This is a genomic window from Streptomyces sp. NPDC091416 (assembly GCF_044756845.1).
Classification (GTDB): domain Bacteria; phylum Actinomycetota; class Actinomycetes; order Streptomycetales; family Streptomycetaceae; genus Streptomyces.
In genome coordinates, this window is the sequence record NZ_JBIVTU010000010.1 from 351,940 (window position 1) to 370,749 (window position 18,810).

The 18,810-nt window shown below is 73.6% G+C and carries 14 protein-coding genes and 1 pseudogene; 11 read left to right on the forward strand and 4 right to left on the reverse strand.

Annotated features, from left to right (window positions below):
- Positions 1 to 2: 2 nt before the first annotated feature.
- The 3 genes and pseudogenes from ACIQMX_RS28710 to ACIQMX_RS28720 form a co-directional block, all read left to right on the forward strand.
- Positions 3 to 338: pseudogene (locus ACIQMX_RS28710) on the forward strand (STAS domain-containing protein); the annotation flags it as partial.
- Positions 339 to 479: 141 nt separating this feature from the next.
- The gene (locus tag ACIQMX_RS28715) at positions 480 to 830 is read left to right on the forward strand and encodes an STAS domain-containing protein (RefSeq protein WP_402482411.1); all 351 of its coding nucleotides are present in this window, start codon (positions 480 to 482) and stop codon (positions 828 to 830) included.
- On the forward strand, positions 817 to 3,303 hold the full coding sequence (locus ACIQMX_RS28720; protein WP_402482358.1) for a hypothetical protein: 2,487 nt from the start codon (positions 817 to 819) through the stop codon (positions 3,301 to 3,303). Before ACIQMX_RS28715 ends, ACIQMX_RS28720 begins: the two co-directional genes overlap by 14 nt.
- A 126-nt stretch (positions 3,304 to 3,429) precedes the next feature.
- Here the strand turns inward: ACIQMX_RS28720 and ACIQMX_RS28725 are convergent, their stop codons facing one another.
- The 3 genes from ACIQMX_RS28725 to ACIQMX_RS28735 form a co-directional block, all read right to left on the reverse strand.
- Positions 3,430 to 5,085, reverse strand: a complete 1,656-nt coding sequence (locus ACIQMX_RS28725; RefSeq protein ID WP_402482360.1) for an ABC-F family ATP-binding cassette domain-containing protein — start codon at positions 5,083 to 5,085, stop codon at positions 3,430 to 3,432.
- Between the two features lie 75 nt (positions 5,086 to 5,160).
- Entirely contained in the window at positions 5,161 to 6,795 is a 1,635-nt protein-coding gene (gene abc-f, locus ACIQMX_RS28730) for a ribosomal protection-like ABC-F family protein (protein ID WP_363076479.1), read from the reverse strand.
- A 234-nt stretch (positions 6,796 to 7,029) separates the two neighbouring features.
- Positions 7,030 to 8,697: an IclR family transcriptional regulator C-terminal domain-containing protein gene (locus ACIQMX_RS28735; protein ID WP_402482363.1), complete on the reverse strand. Its 1,668-nt coding sequence runs from the start codon at positions 8,695 to 8,697 to the stop codon at positions 7,030 to 7,032.
- Positions 8,698 to 8,886: 189 nt separating this feature from the next.
- On the opposite strand from ACIQMX_RS28735, the gene ACIQMX_RS28740 reads away from it, so the two are divergent.
- The 8 genes from ACIQMX_RS28740 to ACIQMX_RS28775 all read left to right on the forward strand — a co-directional run bounded on the left by ACIQMX_RS28740 (position 8,887) and on the right by ACIQMX_RS28775 (position 17,252).
- Positions 8,887 to 9,672, forward strand: a complete 786-nt coding sequence (locus ACIQMX_RS28740) for a CoA transferase subunit A (protein WP_363076475.1) — start codon at positions 8,887 to 8,889, stop codon at positions 9,670 to 9,672.
- Complete coding sequence (locus ACIQMX_RS28745; protein WP_363076473.1) at positions 9,669 to 10,316, forward strand: CoA transferase subunit B; 648 nt, start codon at positions 9,669 to 9,671, stop codon at positions 10,314 to 10,316. Before ACIQMX_RS28740 ends, ACIQMX_RS28745 begins: the two co-directional genes overlap by 4 nt.
- A gap of 41 nt (positions 10,317 to 10,357) precedes the next feature.
- Positions 10,358 to 11,155, forward strand: coding sequence for a protocatechuate 3,4-dioxygenase subunit beta (gene pcaH, locus ACIQMX_RS28750; RefSeq protein WP_363076471.1), 798 nt, complete (start codon positions 10,358 to 10,360; stop codon positions 11,153 to 11,155).
- Positions 11,155 to 11,775 (forward strand): protocatechuate 3,4-dioxygenase subunit alpha, encoded by a 621-nt coding sequence (gene pcaG / locus ACIQMX_RS28755; protein WP_363076469.1) that lies wholly within the window; start codon positions 11,155 to 11,157, stop codon positions 11,773 to 11,775. Before pcaH ends, pcaG begins: the two co-directional genes overlap by 1 nt.
- 91 nt (positions 11,776 to 11,866) lie before the next feature.
- Positions 11,867 to 13,261 (forward strand): 3-carboxy-cis,cis-muconate cycloisomerase, encoded by a 1,395-nt coding sequence (gene pcaB / locus ACIQMX_RS28760; protein ID WP_402482414.1) that lies wholly within the window; start codon positions 11,867 to 11,869, stop codon positions 13,259 to 13,261.
- Between the two features lie 114 nt (positions 13,262 to 13,375).
- A complete protein-coding gene (gene pcaC / locus ACIQMX_RS28765) occupies positions 13,376 to 14,572 on the forward strand; it encodes a 4-carboxymuconolactone decarboxylase (protein ID WP_402482369.1) in 1,197 nt (398 codons plus the stop codon).
- A 3-nt stretch (positions 14,573 to 14,575) separates the two neighbouring features.
- Positions 14,576 to 15,751, forward strand: coding sequence for a 4-hydroxybenzoate 3-monooxygenase (locus tag ACIQMX_RS28770; RefSeq protein ID WP_402482371.1), 1,176 nt, complete (start codon positions 14,576 to 14,578; stop codon positions 15,749 to 15,751).
- 265 nt (positions 15,752 to 16,016) lie between these two features.
- Positions 16,017 to 17,252, forward strand: a complete 1,236-nt coding sequence (locus ACIQMX_RS28775) for an MFS transporter (protein WP_402482373.1) — start codon at positions 16,017 to 16,019, stop codon at positions 17,250 to 17,252.
- Positions 17,253 to 17,351: 99 nt separating this feature from the next.
- On the opposite strand, the gene ACIQMX_RS28780 is transcribed toward ACIQMX_RS28775, so the two are convergent.
- Entirely contained in the window at positions 17,352 to 18,308 is a 957-nt protein-coding gene (locus tag ACIQMX_RS28780; protein WP_402482374.1) for a TauD/TfdA dioxygenase family protein, read from the reverse strand.
- Positions 18,309 to 18,810: the final 502 nt, after the last annotated feature.

The following is an 18,810-nucleotide window of genomic DNA, read 5'->3' on the forward strand; positions in this document are numbered from 1 at the left end:
TGATGGGGGGTCAGGTGCACCTGAAGGTGTCGTACGAGGACCAGCACGGCGGCATCACCGTCGTACGGGTGGAAAGCGCGAACCAGGGCGACCGGCTCGACAGCGCCTCCGCACCGGAACTGCGCGGGGTGCTCAGCCGGCTGGCGGACGAAGGGCGGCTGATTCTGGTTGTCGACCTGAGTGCGATCGATTCCGTCGACCGCTCGGGTTTCGCCATGCTGGGCGGGATCCTCAGGCGCGTGCACTTCGAAGGCGGGGCCCTCGTGCTGGTCGGCCCGGGCAAGCAGGAGCGTGGGATGCTGGCCAGGATGGGCCTGCGCAAGGTCCTCCTCGTCCACGACACCGTTCCGGGTGCGGTCGAGGAGCTCGCCGCCTCCTACGCGACGGCCGACGTCGAGGAGCGGGCCCGTCGGCGCCGTGCGACGGCGAATACCGTCCTCGCGTCCGGAGGCCATACGTACGAGCACCTCTCCGAGGACATCACGCTGGTGAAGGTCGCGGGCGGAGGGACGGGCGGATATCTGGACGGCTCCAACGTGGCACCCCTGCGCAAGCTGATGGCCGACCTGGTGACCCAGGGGAGGTGCTACTTGATCATGGACCTGACCGATATCGACTTCATCGACTCGACCGGGGTGGGTGTGTTCGTCGGCGGTCTGAAACGCGTCCGCGCCTTCGACGGTCTGGTGGTGCTGGTCGTCTCGTCCGAACCGATTCGCAAAGCGTTCCGGATCACCGGGCTGACCAAGGTGTTTCCCATGCTGGAGACGGTGGACCGCGCTGTCGAGACCATCGGCCGGGAGGCGTCGGGAGCGTATGTCCGACGATGACGCGCCTCGGCGCACCGTCACACGGTGGGATCCCGCACGTCTCGGAGTCCGCCTCGCCCCCGGCAAGGACGGAAGCGCCGACCTGCCGTTGACGGAGTACCTCCTTCGCCCGCACGACGAGACCCTGCGGCAGCGGCTGGCCCGCACCGCGGCCACGAACGACGCCGTGTTCGTCCTGCTGGTGGGCCGTTCCGCGAGCGGGAAGACCCGGGCCGCCTACGAGGCCGTGGCGGCCGTCCTGCCCGACTGGCCCGTGGTGCACCCCGCGGACACGGACGACCTGATCGCCGCGGACATCGGCCCACGGACCGTGCTGTGGCTCGACGAGACCCAGCGCTACCTGAACGGGGCTCCGGGCGAGCGGGCCGGCCGGGCCTTGAGACGGCTGCTCGACCGGGTGGCGCCGCTCGCGGTGGTCGGCACCATGTGGCCGGAGCATCTGCGCCGGCTGACCGAGAACCGCCGGGACGGTGAGGACGAAGCGCCTTTCGTCAGAGCTCTGCTGACCGGGCGGCACACGAGGATCACCGTGCCGGACACACTCTCCGCCGACACCCCGGCCGTGGCCGCCGCGGCAGCCCGCGACCCGCGCCTCGCCGCCGCCGTCCGGGCGGCAGGCCCCGGCCATCGCGTCCTGCAACACCTCACCGGGGGCCCGGAGCTGGTGCGCTGCTGGGAGATGGGACCCGACCAGTGGTTCACCGCTCCCGAACACGCCGTGCTGACGGCTGCCGTCGAGGCCCGCAGACTCGGACATGCCGGCGCCGTCCCCGCGGGGCTGCTGCGGGAGGCCGCGGCCGGGTTCATGGACGCCACCGCCCGGGCGACCGCGGGCAGGGAATGGTTCCCCGCGGCCATCGGCGCGCTGACGACGGCAGGACGCGGTCCGGTCCCGCTGATCGCCGAGCGGCACGAGCCCGGTGTCGGCGACCCCGACAGCTACCGCCCGGACGACTACCTCGAACAGCACATCCGCCGGGTCAGGGCACACCGTGCGCCACCGGCCGAACTCTGGTCCGGCGCCGTCTGGGCCAGGACCGCCGACGACCTCTACGCCTTCGCGCGGTCCGCCGAACAGCGCCGCCGCTACGGCTGCGCCGCCGTGCTGTACGAGAGCGCCGTCCACCGGGGCCACGGCCGGGCCCGAGCCGCCTGGGCGGTGCTGCGCGAGACCACCGACGGCCGGGCCGCCGCGGAGGAGACGGCCGCGACGGACCCCGTCGCCTGGGCGGCCCTGGCCGTGGCGAGGGAGGCCGTCGGCGACCGGCCCGCCGCCTACGACGCCTACCGGCACGCCGCCCGGGCCGGCGACGCGTGGGCCTGGCCGGCCATGGCCCGGATCCGCGAGGAGGAGGGGGATCCGGCCGCCGCGGACGCCGTCGCGGCGCTGGCGGCGGAGGCGGGGCAGCCGCTTGCCTGGCGGACGCTGGGCCGGATGCGCGCGGCGCACGACGGCCCGGCCGCGGCCAAGGCGTTCGCTCGGGCGACGGGCGTCGGTGACGGGTGGGGGCACATCGGGCTCGCACAGGTGGCCGAGCGCGCGGGTGAGCTCCGCGAGGCGGTGGAGCACGCCACGCGGGCGGCGGCCGCGGGCGTCACGGCCGCGTGGGCGCGACTGGTGCGGCTGCACTGGTCGCTCGGTGACGCCGCTTCTGCCGTGGCCGCCGCCACCGGGGGCGCGGACGGCCAGAACGCCGAAGGCTGGTCACTCCTCGCCCAACTGCGCCATGCGGACGGGGACGCGTCGGGGGCAGCCGCTGCCCATCGGGAGGCCGCGGCCCTCGGCGTCGGCGCGGCCTGGCGAGAACTGGCCCTGCTCGCGGAGTCGGACGGCAACGGCGTGGCCGCCGAGGAGGCAGCGGCCCAGGCGGTGCGCACCGGTGATCCGGAGGCCTGGACCGCCCTGGCCGAGGCTCGCGAGGAACGCGGCGACGACACGGGCGCGGCCCGGGCCGCCGCGGCGGCGGCCCGGGCCGGTGACGTGGAGGCGTGGATCACGCTGGCGCGCGGCCGGGAACGCACCGGCGACACGGAGGGCGCGGAGCGTGCCGCCGACCTCGCCGCGGACCGGGGGTCCCCCGCGGCGTGGGCCGCGCTGTCCCGGATGCGGGAGCGGGCCGGAGAGCGGGACGCGTCCAGGCAGGCGGTCCTTCGGGCCGCGGCCCTCGGCGCCTTTGACGCCTGGACCGCACTGGGCCGCACCCGGGAGGATCTCGGTGACACCGCCGCCGCCGAACGCGCCTACGTCCGTGGCTGCGAGGCCGGCGACACGGAGGCGTACGCGGCACTCGGCGCCCTGTACCTGGAACAGGCGCGCCCGGCCGAGGCATCCGCCGCCTACCGGTCGGCCGTGGACGCGGGCCTTCCCGACGCCTGGGCGGGGCTGCTGTCGGCGCTGGCGGTCCAGTCGCCCCGCGCGGTGTCGGCGCAGACCGTGGCGCGGCTGCGTTCGACGGGGCTGCCGGCTGTGTGAGACGCGCCGGTCCTGGGCGTGGTGGGAGCGGGTGCCGGCCGTGCCCGGTCCGGGCCCCGCGATGCCGAGTGCGGTGTCGCGGGGAGGGCCGCCCGCCCCTGGGAGGATGCGGGGCGGGCGGGATGGTCACTCCGTGCTGCGGTGATCCTCCGGGGCCGGGCTCAGCCGGAGTTCGCCACCCTGCCAGCGTCTGCGCAGCCAGCGGTCGTGGCTGGCCAGGACGACGGCCCCGGGGCCGGTCCCCAGGGCCTCCTCCAGTTCGTCGCACAGGCGCGGGGACAGGTGGTTCGTGGGCTCGTCGAGCAGCAGCAGCTGGGGTGGGTGTGCGGTCAGCACGGCCAGGGCCAGCCGGCGACGCTGGCCGGCCGACACCTGCCCCACCGGCTTGCCGAGGTCCGCCTCGTGCATCAGGCCGAGGGAGACCAGCGGCACCGCCTCGGCCCGTTCGAAGCCGAGCGCCTTCTCGTACGTCTCCCGGACGGTACGGTCCGGACGGGCGAACTCCGTGTCCTGGGTGAGCATCCCCACCGTGAGCCCCGGCCGCCGGCCGACCTCGCCCCGGGCGGCGACCGTGCCCGCGAGCACCGCGAGGAGCGTCGACTTTCCCGCACCGTTGCCGCCCGTGACCAGAAGGCGTTCGGTCGCCGAGACATCGAGGCGGTCCACGGACAGACGGCCCGGAACACGGACCCCGCGCAGCGACACGAGCGTGCCCTCCGCGGCCGGGCCGGCCGGCGGGGTGTACCGGAACCGCAGCGGCGGAGGCGGTGCGCCGATCCGGTTGCGCTCCAGCTCGTCCAGCCGGCGGGAGGCGTTGCGGACCCGGCGCGCGATCTGGCTCTGCACGCGGCCGGCCCGCAGGCCGTACCCCATCTTCTCGCTGTCGCGCGGACCGCGGTCGGGCGCGACCATGCGCGCCGTCACCTCCGCCGAGCGCCGCAGCGCCTCCAGCTCCAGCTGCTCCTCGGCGTGACGCCGCTCCCACCGGGCCCGTTCGGCACGCTTCTCGGTCAGATAGGTGCTGTAGTCGCCGCCGTACCGTACGGGACCGTCGACGGCCGGATCGAGGTCGATCAGGTCCGTGCAGACGGCGTCGAGGAAGGCCCGGTCGTGACTGGCGATCACCACCGGCCCCGGCATGCCGCGCAGTTGCGCCTCGACGAACGCGGCGGCCTCGTCGTCGAGGTGGTTGGTCGGCTCGTCCAGCAGCAGGGCGGAGGGCCGCCGCACCAGCAGCGCGGCGAGTGCCAGCCGGCCGCGCTGCCCGCCCGAGAGCGAGCCCAGCGTCCGCCCGTGCTCCAGCGCGCCGAGACCGAGCCCGGTGAGCAGGATCGCGGCGCGCCGGTCGGCGTCCCACGTCTCACGTTCCTCGGCCTGCTCCAAGCGTCCGCCGTACGCGGCGAGGAGCGCGGTGTGGTCCGCGGAACTCTGCGGGGTCCGGGCGAGCAGCGCGGAGAGCCGGTCGAGCTCCGCCAGGTCCGCCCGGGCTTCGCGCAGCGCGTCGTCCAGGACGTCGGCGATCGTCGAACCGGCGTCGAACGCCATCTCCTGGTGCAGGAAGCCCACATCGGCAGGCCGGGTGACACTGCCGGACTCGGGTGCGTCCGCCCCGGCGAGGAGCCGCAGCAGAGTCGACTTGCCGACCCCGTTCTCCCCGATCAGGCCGACGCGGTGGCCGGGCGACGCGGTGAGTGACACCCCGTCGAGTACGCGCCGCGCACCGAAGGTGCGGACGAGGTCGTGGGCGAGCAGGGCGGGCGTGGGCGTGGGGTTGCCCATCATTGCCTCCAACGTGATCGGTTCTCGGCCCGCCGGGCTCTCGGCCTCGGACGCGGGCCAGGGCGGCCGGTCAGAAGGTCACGTCTGCGGCGCTCCGGTCTCCACCAGCTCCCCGTCGGCCAGCCTCAGCCACCGGTCCACCCCGATCCGTTCGAGGAACCGCTCGTCGTGGCTGACGACGACGAACGCCCCCCGGTACGAGCCCAGGGCGCTCTCCAGCTGATCGGCACTGACCAGGTCGAGGTTGTTGGTCGGCTCGTCCAGCAGCAGCAGCTGCGGGGCCGGCTCCGCACACAGGACGCAGGCCAGGGTGGCCCGCAGCCGCTCGCCGCCGGACAGCACGCCGACCGGCAGATGGGCGCGGTCGCCGCGGAACAGGAAGCGCGCGAGCAGGTTCATCCGCTCCGCCTCCGCCCGGTGCGGGGCGAACGCGGCGAAGTTCTCCGCCACCGTGCGGTCGAGGTCGAGCAGGTCGAGGCGCTGCGAGAGATAGGCGATCCGTCCGTCGGCCCGCCTGATCTCGCCGCCGTCCAGCGGAAGATCCCCGTTGATCAGGCGCAACAGGGTGCTCTTGCCGGCTCCGTTGGGCCCGGTGAGCGCGATGCGTTCGGGACCCCGGATCGTCAGGTCGACGCCCTGGCCGGGGAACTGCTCCCGGTCCCCGTACCGGACCTGGAGCCGCTCACCGAGCAGAACCGTGCGCCCGGCCGGAACGTCGGTGTCCGGGAGGTCGAGCGTGATGCGCTGCTCGTCGCGCACCGCGCGGCCCGCCTCGTCCAGCCGCGCCTTGGCGTCGCCGACCCGGGCGGCGTGCGTCTGACCTGCCCGGCCCGCGGACTCCTGGGCGCCCCGCTTCATGTTTCCGGCGAAGATGCGCGGCAGACCGGCGCTCTTGAGGTTGCGGGCCGCGTTGCTCGCGCGGCGCTCGGCCCGCTCGCGGGCCTGCTGCAACTCCCGCTTCTCCCGCTTCAGTTCCTGCTCGGCGTTGCGGACGTTCTTCTCGGCCACTTCCTGCTCGGCCCGCACAGCCTCCTCGTAGGCCGTGAAGTTGCCTCCGTACAGGCGCAGTTCACCCGAGGCGAGTTCGGCGATGCGGTCCATGCGGTCGAGGAGCGCGCGGTCGTGGCTGACGAGGAGCAGGGTGCCGTTCCAGGCCTCCAGCGTCTCGTGGAGCCGGCGGCGTGCGTCGCTGTCCAGGTTGTTGGTCGGCTCGTCGAGCAGGAGCACGTCGGGCCCCTTCAGCAGCTGGGCGGCCAGTCCGAGCGAGACGACCTGACCGCCGCTGAGCGTGCCGATGCTGCGGTCGAGCGAGATGTCCTCCAGCCCGAGCCGGTCCAGCTGGGCACGGGTGCGCTCCTCGATGTCCCAGTCGTCGCCGATGACCGCGAAGTGCTCCTCGCCCACGTCGCCGGACTCGACGGCGTCCAGCGCGCGGATCACCGCGTCGACGCCCAGGACCTCGGCCACCGACAGGTCACCGGTCAGGGGCAGGCTCTGCGGGAGGTAGCCGAGCGTGCCGCCCACGGTCACGGATCCGGCGGTGGGGCGCAGCTGTCCGGCGATCAGTTTGAGCAGGGTGCTCTTGCCGGACCCGTTGGGCGCGACCAGGCCGGTGCGGCCGATGCCCACGGTGAAGGACAGGCCGTCGAAGACGGGGGTGTCGTCGGGCCAGGAGAAGGAGAGGTTCGAACAGATGATGGATGCGTCGGACATATCGGGAGACCTCGCGTGTGAATCCGGGGTCGGCACGGACTGCCGCCCCCGGAGGAATGGCCAGAAAAGGGAACAACGACATGACCACTGCGGTGGCGCCCCTGGGCGCCCGCGGTGGCCGATCGGCTCCGGGTATCACCCGGAGATGTCGTCGTCGCCTGCCATGTCTGGTCTCCTCGGTACACACTGAACGGCCTGACGATCTTAGCAAACGAGCCGCGGGGGCCGCGTACGTCACATCGCCGGCACCCGGACGTACCGCTCGGTGATGTGCAGGTCGGCCTCGATGCGCCCGGCAGTCGCACGCAGCCGGGGCAGTACGTCCGTGACGCATTCCTCCAGGGTGCGGCTGCTGCTGTGCATGGCCACGTTGACCGCTGCCACGACTGTGCCGCGGCGGTCGTGGACGGGTACGGCGACCGACCGCAGCCCCACTTCCAGCTCCTCGTCGACCAGCGCGTAGCCGTCCGCCAGGACGCCGTCGAGGACCGCCCTGAGATCGTCGGGCCGGGTGACGGTGTACGGGGTCAGGGCGTGCGGCGGCGTCCGGGCGAGGCGGCTCTCGCGCTCCGGCGCCGGCTGTGCGGCGAGCAGCACACGGCCCATCGACGTCGCGTGCGCGGGGAAGCGCGTGCCGACCGTGATGTTGACGTTCATGATGCGACGGGTCGCCACGCGCCCGGTGTACTGGATGTCGTCGCCGACGAGCACCGCGAGCGAGGCGGAGTCACGGACCTGCCCGGTCAGCGTGGTCAGGTGGGGCTGCGCGATCTGCGGCAGCGTCGCGACGGACAGCGGTGGGTATCCGAGGGCCAGCACGCGCGGGGTGAGGCGGTGCTCCCGGTCCCGCACGGTGACGTAACCGAGGTGCTCCAGGGTGATCAGCGCCCGTCGTGCGGTGGCCCTGGCCAGTCCCGTGGCCAGGGCGACCTCGGTCAGCGTCAGTGCCTCACGGCCCTCGCCGAAGGCGGCCAGCACGGTCAGGCCGCGTGCGAGCGACTCATTGAACTCGCGGCCCAGTTCCTGCTTCGAGGCGCCGGTCCAGGAGGCCAGTGCCGCAGGCGGGTCCGGGGCCGCGGCGGGCGGGGCCTGCCGGAGGTCCTGCTCCATGGCCGCCGCGGCCGTCAGCAGCCGGGGCAGCAGGGTGTCGCGCAGGGAGGCCGCGGTGTGCCGGCTGGTATGACTCACGACGCTGACGAGGCAGGCCACGTGGCCGCCGTGGGAGCGGACCGGCACGGCGAGGGCGACCAGGCCGGGCTCGATCAACTGGTCGTCGAGAGCCCAGCCGTCGCGGCGCGCCCGTTCCGCACGTACGGCGAACTCCTGCTCGTCCGGGGGCGAATGCGGAGGAACGGCGGCGAAGGCGAGGCCCTCCGGATCCGTGGCCCGCCGCTCCCGCCACCGCTGCCACGCCTCCGCGTCCCAGCCGGCCGCCAGCAGCGGCCCCGGGGCGGTGCGTTCGGCGGGCAGCAGGTCCCCGATCCGGAAGCTCAGCGACATCGCGCGACGCCGCGTGGCCTGATGGACGAAGCGGATGCCGTCGCCGTCGCCGACCGCGAGGGACACCGACTCGTCGAGTTCGTCGGCCAGTGCGTCGGCGCGCCCGCCGAGCAGCGACGGGATGCGGAGCGCGGAGAGATAGGCGTTGCCCAGTTCCATCAGGCGCGGGGCGAGCGTGACGTCGCGCCCGGCCGGTCGTACGTACTCCATGCGGGCCAGGGTCGCGGTGATCCGGTCGACGGTGGACCGGGCAAGCCCGGTGGATCGCTCGATGGCGCTGGGACTCATCGTCCCGCCCTCGTCGGTCAGCCGGCGCAGGACCGCGATGCCGCGCATGAGCGGGGCGACGGCTTCGGCCGGTGCAGGCATCTCGGTCTGCTGGGGCGTGTGGGTCGGTGGCATCGGCTCTCCGTCGGGCGTGGTGGGGACAGGGTAGTGAACACCGGCAGGCGGGATGCCGCCCGGCCGAGAGGGGGCACCGGCCGTTGACAGGTCACGGGGCGGGCGGCAGACTCCGTGGCCAAGAATAGTGAAAGAAACTTCACTATGCGAACACGCGCGATCAGGCGCGAACAAGTGAGGAACGGTCCCATGGACAAGGTGGTCGCCTCCGCCGCGCAAGCCGTGGCCGACGTGCCGGACGGCGCCTCGATCGCGGTCGGCGGCTTCGGGCTCAGCGGCGTCCCCGACGCGCTGATATCGGCCCTCCACGAGCGGGGCACCGGGGACCTGCGCGTCGTGTCCAACAACTGCGGCGCGCAGGGCTCCGGGCTCGCGGTCCTGCTGGCCGCCGGCCGGATCAGCCGGGTCACCGGCTCGTACATCGGCGGCAACAAGGAGTTCGGCCGCCAGTACCTCGCGGGCGAACTGGAACTCGAACTCATTCCGCAGGGCACCCTCGCCGAGCGTCTGCGCGCCGGCGGGGCGGGCATCCCCGCCTTCTACACCCCGGCCGGAGTCGGCACCCTTGTCGCCGACGGCGGCATGCCCTGGCGGTACGACGGGAACGGCGGCGTCTCGGTCACCTCCCCGCCCAAGGAAGTACGCGAATTCGACGGCACCCCGTACGTCCTGGAACGCGGCATCCGCACGGACTTCGCGCTCGTCAGGGCGGCCAGGGGGGACCGGCACGGGAACCTGGTCTTCAACAAGGCGTCCCGCAACTTCAACCCGCTCGCCGCCATGGCGGGCCGCATCACGATCGCCGAGGTCGAGGAACTGGTCGAGCCCGGCGAGATCGACCCCGACCACGTGCACCTGCCCGGCATCTTCGTCCGGCGCGTCGTCGCGCTGACCCCGGAACAGGCCGCCGACAAGAGGATCGAGCAGCGCACCGTGACACCGAGGACCCACCCGGACGAGGACGGCCACCGATGAGCTGGAACCGCCAGGAGATGGCCGCCCGCGCGGCCGCCGAGCTCCGCGACGGCGAGTACGTCAACCTGGGCATCGGCCTTCCGACGCTGATCCCCAACCACCTGCCCGCCGGCGTCCACGTCGTCCTCGAGTCCGAGAACGGCATTCTGGGCACCGGCCCCTTCCCGTACGACGAGGACGTCGATCCCGACCTGATCAACGCGGGCAAGGAAACGGTGACCGTCCTGCCCGGGGCCTCGTTCTTCGACTCGGCGCTCTCCTTCGGCATGATCCGCGGCGGACACATCGACACGGCCGTGCTCGGCGCCATGCAGGTGTCCGCCCGCGGCGACCTCGCCAACTGGGCCGTTCCCGGCAGGCTCGTGACCGGGATCGGCGGCGCCATGGACCTCGTGCACGGTGCCCGCCGCGTCATCGTGACGATGACCCACACCGCCAAGGACGGCAGCCCCAAGATCGTCGACGAATGCACCCTCCCGCTCACCGGCCGCGCCTGCGTCCACCGGATCATCACGGACCTCGCCGTGCTCGACGTGACCCCCGACGGGCTGGCCCTGGTGGAGACCGCCCCCGGCGTCAGCGTCGCCGAGGTGCTCGCCCGCACGGCAGCCCCGGTCCGCGTCGCCGAAGAGTCCACGCCGTGAGCGGGCAGCCGCCCCGTACCGGAAAGGAAGCACCTCCACCCATGAGCACCCCCACCGCCCCCGCCGGTCCCCGCGCCCTGACCCAGGCCGACATCAGTGCCGAGATCACCGCGGCACGCGCGGAGTACGCCGCATCGCTGACCGGCGGTGCACCGGTACGCCCGCACCCCGCCCGGGACTACGCCCCCTATCGCAGCAGCACCCTGCGTCACCCCAGGCGGTCGCTGATCCCGATCGGCGCCGACCCCGAGGCCGTCGAGCTGACCGGGCCCGTCTTCGGCGTCACCGACATCACCGAACTCGACCACGACCTGACGAGGCAGCACCACGGAGAACCGCTGGGGGAGCGGATCACGGTCACCGGACGGGTACTCGACCGGTCGGGCCGGCCCGTGCGCGGCCAGCTCGTCGAGATCTGGCAGGCCAACGCGTCGGGCCGGTACGCCCACCTGCGCGACCAGCACCCCGCCCCGCTCGACCCGAACTTCACCGGCGTGGGCCGCTGCCTGACCGACGACCGGGGCGGGTACTCCTTCGTCACCGTCAAGCCGGGCGCCTACCCCTGGCGCAACCACACCAACGCCTGGCGCCCCGCGCACATCCACTTCTCGCTGTTCGGGGCGGCGTTCACGCAGCGTCTGATCACCCAGATGTACTTTCCGGGCGACCCGCTCTTCGCCTACGACCCGATCCTCCAGTCGGTCACCGACGACGACGCCCGCGGCCGTCTCGTCGCGGCGTACGACCACGACCTGTCCACCCCGGAACGGTCGCTGGGCTATCGCTGGGACATCGTCCTCGACGGCCCGTCCGCCACCTGGGCCGAGGAGGGCCGCTGATGTCCGCCGCCATACCCGCCGCCGGTTCCGTAGCCGGTTCCGCAGCCGGGGAGCTTCTGCCGACCCCGTCCCAGACCGTCGGCCCCTTCTACGGGTACGCCCTGCCGTTCCCGGGCGGCGGCGACATCGCGCCGCCCGGCCGCCCCGGCACCGTGGTCCTGCACGGCCACGTGTTCGACGGAGCCGGTGAACCGGTGCCCGACGCCCTCATCGAGGTCTGGCAGCCCGCACCCGACGGCTCCCGGCACGGGGCGCCCGGCTCGCTGCGCCGTGACCCCGTCACCGGGGCGGTCATCGGCCGCCACGCAGTCGCGTTCACCGGCTTCGGCCGGGTGGCGACGGACGCCGACGGGCACTACACCATCACGACGATGCCGCCGGGCGGAGCCCCGTACCTCGCGGTCGTCGTCTTCGCCCGCGGCCTGACGCACCACCTGCACACCCGCGCCTATCTGCACGACGCCGCAGGCCTCGACCGGGACGGCTTGCTCGCGGACCTTCCCGAGGAGCGGCGGGCCACTCTCCTCACCACGCCGGAGGACACCGGCATCCACCGGTTCGACATCCGTCTGCAGTACGACGGCGTACATGAGGAGACGGTCTTCCTTGACTTCGGATGACGCGCCGGGTTCGGATGCCGCGCCGGGTTCGGGCGGCGCGGCGGCGCACTCCGGACCGGCGGGTCCGGGGGACACGGCGGCGGACGTCGGCCTGCTGGCGCCGGTCCGTGCCGGTACGGCGGTCGAGGACGCGACGGGCGACGCCGCTTACGTACGCGCCCTGCTCGCCGCCGAGACGGCGCTCGTCCGCGCCCAGGAATCACTCGGCCACGCCCCGGCCGGTACCGCGGACACCGTCGCGTCGGCCGCGGCCGACGCGACCCGGTTCGCCCCGCGCTCCCTGGCACTGCGGGCCCGTTCGGGTGGTAACCCGGTCATTCCACTGGCCGCGGACCTGACGGCGGCCGTCGCCGAACGGTGCGCGGAGGCCGCCACCCATGTCCACCGGGGCGCGACCAGCCAGGACATCCTCGACACCGCCGCGATGCTGGTGGCGTCCGGGGCCCTGCGGATGATCCTGGCAGGCCTGGACCGCGCCGCCGCCGCTCTCGCGGTCACCGCCGCCGAGCACCGGGACACGCCGATGGCGGGCCGCACCCTCACCCAGCACGCCGTGCCCACGACCTTCGGTCTGAAGGCGGCGGGCTGGCGCAGCCTGGTCCTCGATGCCCGCGACCGGATCGATGCGGTCCTGGACAGCCTTCCGGTGCAACTGGGCGGCGCGGCAGGGACGCTGGCCGCCTTCGCGGCCTACGCGGAACCCGGGAAGCCGGTCGCCGAGGGGCTCCGGGCGCCGGCCCGGGACAGCGCCATCGGGCTCGTCGCGGCCTACGCGCAAGCGACGGGGCTGGCCGTGCCCGCACTGCCCTGGCACACGCTGCGTACCCCCGTCGCCGACCTCGCCGGAGCGCTGGCCTTCACCGCCGGGGCGCTCGGGAAACTCGCCGCGGACGTCCTCGTCCTCTCCCGTACCGAGATCGGCGAGGTGTCCGAGAGCACGGGCGGCGGATCGTCGGCGATGCCGCACAAGGCCAACCCGGCCCGCGCCGTCCTCATCGCCTCGGCCGCCCGCCAGGTCCCCGCGCTCGCGGGGATCCTGTACGGGGCACTCGCCGCCGAGGACGAGCGCCCGCCCGGAGCGTGGCACGCCGAATGGCAGCCCCTGCGGGAGGCGCTGCGTACGGTCGGCGGAGCCGCCGACGCGGCGGCCGACCTGGCCGAAGGCCTGCGCGTCCACCCGGGGCGCATGCGGGTGAACCTGGGCGCCACCGGCGGCCTGGTCGTCAGCGAACGGCTCACCGCCGTCCTCTCGGCCAGGACGGGACGGGCCGCGGCCCGCACGGCGGTGACCGAGGGCGCCGCCCGCGCGGCCCGCGAGGGAATCCACCTCCACGAAGCCCTCGCCCGGGACCCCGCACTGGCGGGCGTCGTGGAGCCGGACGAGCTGAGGACCCTCGGCGACCCGGCCGCATACACGGGATCGGCCGGCCCGCTCGTCGACCGCGCGCTGCGCCGGCACCACGGCGGAAGGTCCGTTCCGGAATGACGCGCAGGCCCCGGCACCCACCGGCTGCCCGGCGACAGCACACCCGTACCGCGCACCCCCGGCGGCTGCCGCCGGGCACTCAACGCATCCGGCACCGGCCGGACCAGGAGCCCCATGACCAGCCGTGACACATCCGCGGCGCGCCTTCTCCACCACCAGGTGGACGGGCCGCCACCCGCACCACCCCTCCTCCTCGGACCGTCCCTCGGCACCGCGCTGTCCGTGTGGGACGCCCAGGCCGCAGCCCTGTCCCGCGAGCACCGCGTCGTCCGCTGGGACCTGCCCGGTCACGGCGGGACCCCCGCCGCCCTGTTCCCCGCGGAGGGCGGCGTCGCGGAGCTGGGCCGCCAGGTCCTTCGCCTGGCCGACGCCCTGGGCATCGAGCGGTTCGCGTACGGCGGTATATCCCTCGGCGGCGCGGTCGGAGCGTGGCTGGCCGTCCACCACCCCGACCGCGTCATCTCGCTCGCACTCGTCTGCTCCTCGGCGCGCTTCGGCGAACCGGAGGCCTGGCGCGAGCGCGCCGCCCTCGTACGGACCGAAGGCATCGGTCCGGTGGCCGACACCGCGGGCGGCCGCTGGTTCACCGCGGACTTCGCCGACACCCCCGCGGCCCGCGCCGTCCTGGCCGGTGCCCGTGACGTCGACCCCCACGCGTACGCCTCGCTGTGCGACGCGCTCGCCGCGTACGACCTGCGGGGTGATCTGGCACGCATCACCGCCCCCACGCTCGTCGTGGCGGGCCGCGACGACCCCGCGACCCCGGTGGCCCACGCCCGCGAACTGGCCGACACCATCCCCGGCTCGACGCTCGTCGAACTTCCGCGCGCCTCGCACCTGGCCAACGTCGAACGGCCCGCGCCCGTGACGGCGGCGCTGCGGGGCCACTTCGCGGCCGGGGCCAGGACGGCCACCGACGACGCCTCCCGCCACGGCGCCGGCCTCGCGGTACGCCGTACCGTCCTCGGCGACGCGCACGTAGACCGGGCCGTCGCCCGGACCACCCCGTTCACCGCCGTCTTCCAGGACTTCATCACCCGCTACGCCTGGGGAGAGGTGTGGACCCGGCCCGGTCTCGACCACCGCACCCGGCGCTGCCTCACCCTCACCGCCCTGGTGGCCCGTGGCCACCACGAGGAGCTGGCCATGCACCTGCGGGCCGCGCTCGTCAGCGGCGACCTCACACCCGAGGACGTCCAGGAGGTCCTGCTCCAGGCGGCCGTCTACTGCGGAGTCCCGGCGGCCAACGCCGCGTTCGCCGCGGCGGACCGGATCCTCACCGAGATCAGCCACAGCGCAGAGGAGAAGTAGACCGTGCACACGACCGTAGGGATCATCGGCGGCGGACCGGCGGGGCTTCTGCTCGCCCGGCTGCTGCACCGCGCGGGCGTCGACTGCGTCGTCCTGGAGAGCCGCGACCGCGCCTACGTCGAACAGCGTCAGCGCGCCGGCATTCTCGAACAGCCCACCGTCGACGCCCTCCGTGAGGCCGGTGCCGCCCGGCGTCTCGACGCCGAGGGCCTGGTGCACGACGGCATCGAGCTGCGGTGGGACGGCCGGTCCCACCGCGTCGACTTCCCCTCCCTCACCGACGGCCGACGGGTGTGGGTCTACGCGCAGACAGAGGTCGTCAAGGACCTGATAGCCCTGCAACTGACCGACGGCGCACCGCTGTTCTTCGGAGCCGAAGTCACGTCGGTCGAAGGAGCCGACACCGGCCGGCCGATCGTCCACTACACACACGACGGCCGCGACTCGATGCTGACCTGCGACTACGTGGTGGGTTGCGACGGATTCCATGGTGTCACCCGGGCCGCGATCCCCACCGGGGCGCAGCGGACGTACGACCGGGTGTACCCGTACTCGTGGCTGGGGATCCTGGCCGACGTACCGCCGTCCTGCGACGAACTGATCTACGCCCACTCGCCGCGTGGCTTCGCCCTGCACAGCATGCGGTCGCCCGAGGTCAGCCGGCTCTACCTCCAGGTGCCCAACGGCACCGATCCGGCCGACTGGTCCGACGAGCGGATCTGGGACGAACTCGACGCCCGCTTCGCCGTCGACGGTGACTGGCGCCTGCGACGTGGTCCCATCACCTCGAAGTCCGTTCTGCCGATGCGCAGTTCCGTCACCGAGCCGATGCGCTACGGCCGTGTCCTCCTCGCCGGGGACGCCGCCCACATCGTCCCGCCCACCGGCGCGAAGGGGCTCAACCTGGCGGCGGCCGACGTCGTCGTGCTGGCCCGGGCTCTCGTGCGCCGGCACACGACCGGATCGTCCGACCTGCTGGACGCCTACTCGGACACGTGCCTGCGCCGGGTGTGGCGGGCCGAGCACTTCTCGTACGCCATGACCACCATGCTCCACACCGACCCCGGGCAGAGCGGTTTCGACACCCGGCTGCAGATCTCGCAGCTGGACCGGATCGCGTCCTCGCCGCACGCCGCCGCCGAACTCGCCCAGAACTACGCCGGACTGCCCCTGCCGTAGGCGCTGTTCCGCAGACGGATCTCCGTGGATCCGGCGGTCCAGCAACTGAGCTGCTTCGTCGCCGTGGTAGACGAGTCGCACGTGGTCCGGGCCGCGCAGGGCTTGCGCATCTGCGGGCGTGCCGGCCTCGGGCCTTGGCGGGCGGTTCTTCGGCCGGCACGTGCGGCGGCACTTCGCCGGCTGAACGAGGACGGCCGAATGGCCCACCCACACCGTGCCGAAGTGCCCCACACGAGTGAGCCGCACCCTGCGTAACGTCAACCGCATGCCGAACCCACTGCCACCCGTCGGACCTCAACGCACACTGGTGCTTGCCCAGTTGAGCAACTCCGTCGGCGACGGCGCGTACTACGTCACCTCGGCCCTCTACTTCGCCCATGTGGTCGGCCTCGCCCCCGCCCGGGTGGGGCTCGGCCTCACCGTGGCCTGGGCGGTCGGCTCCCTCGTCGGGGTTCCCCTCGGCCGGATCGCCGACCGCCGGGGCCCGCGGGGAACGGCGGTCCTGCTCGCCCTCGCCACCGGCGTCGCGGTCGCGTCCTTCCTCGTCGTACGGGACTTCGCCCTGTTCCTCGCGGCCGCATGCCTCTACGCCACCGCGCAGTCGGGCCTCGCTGCCGCCCGTCAGGCGCTGCTCGCGGCCCTGGTCGCCAAGGAGGAGCGAACCGGTGCGCTCGCCCATCTGCAGTCGACGCTCAACGCGGGCCTCGCCGTGGGCGCCGCGCTCGGGGGCATCGCCCTGTCCGCCGGAACCACGGCCGCGTACCTCACCGTGTTCGCCGTCGATGCCGCGAGCTTCCTGCTCTGCGCATGCGTTCTGCTCCGACTGCCGGTCCTCGCAGCGGTGCCGGGGAACCACCGCACGAAGCTCATGGTGCTGCGCGACCGGCCGTACGCCGTCCTCACGCTCCTCAACACCGTGCTGCTCCTGCGCATGCCGCTGCTCAGCGTCGGGCTGCCGCTGTGGATCACCGAGCGCACCGCGGCCCCCGAGTGGCTCGTCTCCGCACTCTTCGTGCTCAACACCGCCGCGGTGACGGTCTTCCAGGTCCGCACCGCCCGCTCCGTGAACGGCATCCCCACGGCAGCCCGAGCCCTTCGCAGGTCCGGTGCGCTCATGGTCCTCACCTGCGCGGTCTTCGCGGTGTCGGCGGTGGACCTCCCGTGGGCCGCGGTGACCGCCCTGATCGGCGGCTCCGTGTTCCTGGTCGCGGCCGAGATGCTGCACTCGGCCGGTTCCTGGCACCTCTCCTTCGAACTGGCACCGGCAGGGCGCATCGGCGAGTACCAGGGCTTCTTCGGCACGGGCGTCACCGTCGCCCGCACGCTGGGGCCGTTCCTGCTCGCGGCCCTGCTGGTCGGGTGGGGAACAGCGGGCTGGCTGCTGCTCGGGGCAGTGGTCCTCGCCGCGTCGTACGCCCTGGGGCCGGCGGCCCGGTGGGCGGCGAGGACGCGTCCTGAGCCCGCTGCCGCTGGCGCTGGCGCCGGCGCGCCGGGCGTCTGAGCGGACAGCGGTGACGGACACGGTCAGGGGGCACCCCGGCGGGCGACGCCGGAGCGCCGCCCGCCGGGGCCGGTGACTCACTGTGCGGGGCGGGTGCGTTCACGCACCCGCGGTCTCGGCCGTCGAGGCGCCGGACGGGATGCCGAAGGAGGGAGCGGGCACCGCCTCGGGGCTGATGAGGGTGGAGGAGCGGCCGTCGGTGCCGACCGGGACGTCACCGTCGATGGTCACACGGCGCAGCTTGCGCTCGTGGGTGTCGGAGTCGTCGACACCGTAGTGCTGGGTGGCACGGTTGTCCCAGATGGCGACGTCGCCCACCTGCCAGTCCCAGCGCACGGTGTTCTCCGGGCGCTCGATGTGGGACTGGAACAGATCGACCAGAGCTCGGGAGTCGCGGCCGGTCAGCCCGCTGATCCGCTGGACGAAGTTACCGAGGAGCAGCACGCGTTCGCCGGTCTCGGGGTGGACCCGGACCACCGGGTGCTCGGTGAGGAACTTCGTCGAGGTGAAGACCTCCTGGTACTTGGCGAGTGCCTCCGGAAGGGCGTTCGGGCGCAGGGCGACGTAGTCGTAGTCGTTGGAGTGGACGGCCCGCAGGCTGTCCGCCAGGGTGCGCAGCTGCGCGGGCAGCTCGGCATAGGCGGCAGCGGTGTTGGACCACAGGGTGTTGCCGCCGTAGGGCGGGATGACCACGGCGCGCAGAATGGAGAAGGCCGGGTAGGCGGGGACGAACGTGACGTCGGTGTGCCACTGGTTGGCCCGGCCGCCGTGGTCGGAGTCGATGCCGAGCGAGTAGCGGCCGTCGGCGGACGGGACCGTCGGGTGGGCGACGGGGGTGCCGAGCAGTCGCCCGAACGCCTCGTGGCTGTCCTCGTCCAGATGGTCCTGGCCGCGGAAGAAGACGACCTTGTTGGCCAGCAGAGCGGCCCGGACGGACGCGACCGTCTCGGGGGCGAGATCTCCGCCGAGACGGACCCCGGAGATGACGGCGCCGATGCGTCCGCCGATCTTCCGGACGGTGACGGCGGGAGCGGGGGCGGTGGTCGTGGAGGTCATGGCAGATCCCTTTCGAAGGACACGCTGGTGCGTCGGCCGGCCGCGGAGCGCGGTCAACGGCGAGTTGATTAATTCGGGAGCGGAATCAATAGCGACGTGAGGCGTCCGCCGGCGGACGGGGTTCCGTCCGGGAGCGGGGTGCGGATGGAAAGTCGTCCGGCGTGCGGTGCGGGCAGCCTGGTCAGGCGGTGGTACAGCGGCCCGGACATGCGGGCGGCATTGCGGTGCGGCCGGCGCGGGCGGGCCGCGCATCGGTCCTGGCCGTCGCGAACATGTCCCGGAGACTCGCAGCGCCCCGAGGCGTACGTCAAGCGCCCGCCCCCGCCCCGCCGACAGCCCGGCAGTGGTTCAATCGGCCCTTGCGCGGGGCCCGCACCGACTCCGGAGAAGCCTGGCGAAACAGCATGTGACCTGGGTCTTCTCCGGTTGCTCTGTATCGGGTGAGCAGCCTGCCCCGGTACTGGGCGAGGACCCGGGGACGATTTCATGCCGCCGTAATGTT

Excerpts from the sequence above, each read along its gene's own strand:
- pcaG (WP_363076469.1), top strand. The coding sequence starts at position 11,155 with ATGTCCGCCGCCATACCCGCCGCCGGTTCCGTAGCCGGTTCCGCAGCC.
- ACIQMX_RS28780 (WP_402482374.1), bottom strand. The coding sequence starts at position 18,308 with ATGACCTCCACGACCACCGCCCCCGCTCCCGCCGTCACCGTCCGGAAG.
- ACIQMX_RS28735 (WP_402482363.1), bottom strand. The coding sequence starts at position 8,697 with ATGCCACCGACCCACACGCCCCAGCAGACCGAGATGCCTGCACCGGCC.
- ACIQMX_RS28720 (WP_402482358.1), top strand. The coding sequence starts at position 817 with ATGTCCGACGATGACGCGCCTCGGCGCACCGTCACACGGTGGGATCCC.
- ACIQMX_RS28725 (WP_402482360.1), bottom strand. The coding sequence starts at position 5,085 with ATGATGGGCAACCCCACGCCCACGCCCGCCCTGCTCGCCCACGACCTC.
- ACIQMX_RS28745 (WP_363076473.1), top strand. The coding sequence starts at position 9,669 with ATGAGCTGGAACCGCCAGGAGATGGCCGCCCGCGCGGCCGCCGAGCTC.
- ACIQMX_RS28775 (WP_402482373.1), top strand. The coding sequence starts at position 16,017 with ATGCCGAACCCACTGCCACCCGTCGGACCTCAACGCACACTGGTGCTT.
- pcaC (WP_402482369.1), top strand. The coding sequence starts at position 13,376 with ATGACCAGCCGTGACACATCCGCGGCGCGCCTTCTCCACCACCAGGTG.
- ACIQMX_RS28740 (WP_363076475.1), top strand. The coding sequence starts at position 8,887 with ATGGACAAGGTGGTCGCCTCCGCCGCGCAAGCCGTGGCCGACGTGCCG.
- pcaH (WP_363076471.1), top strand. The coding sequence starts at position 10,358 with ATGAGCACCCCCACCGCCCCCGCCGGTCCCCGCGCCCTGACCCAGGCC.
- abc-f (WP_363076479.1), bottom strand. The coding sequence starts at position 6,795 with ATGTCCGACGCATCCATCATCTGTTCGAACCTCTCCTTCTCCTGGCCC.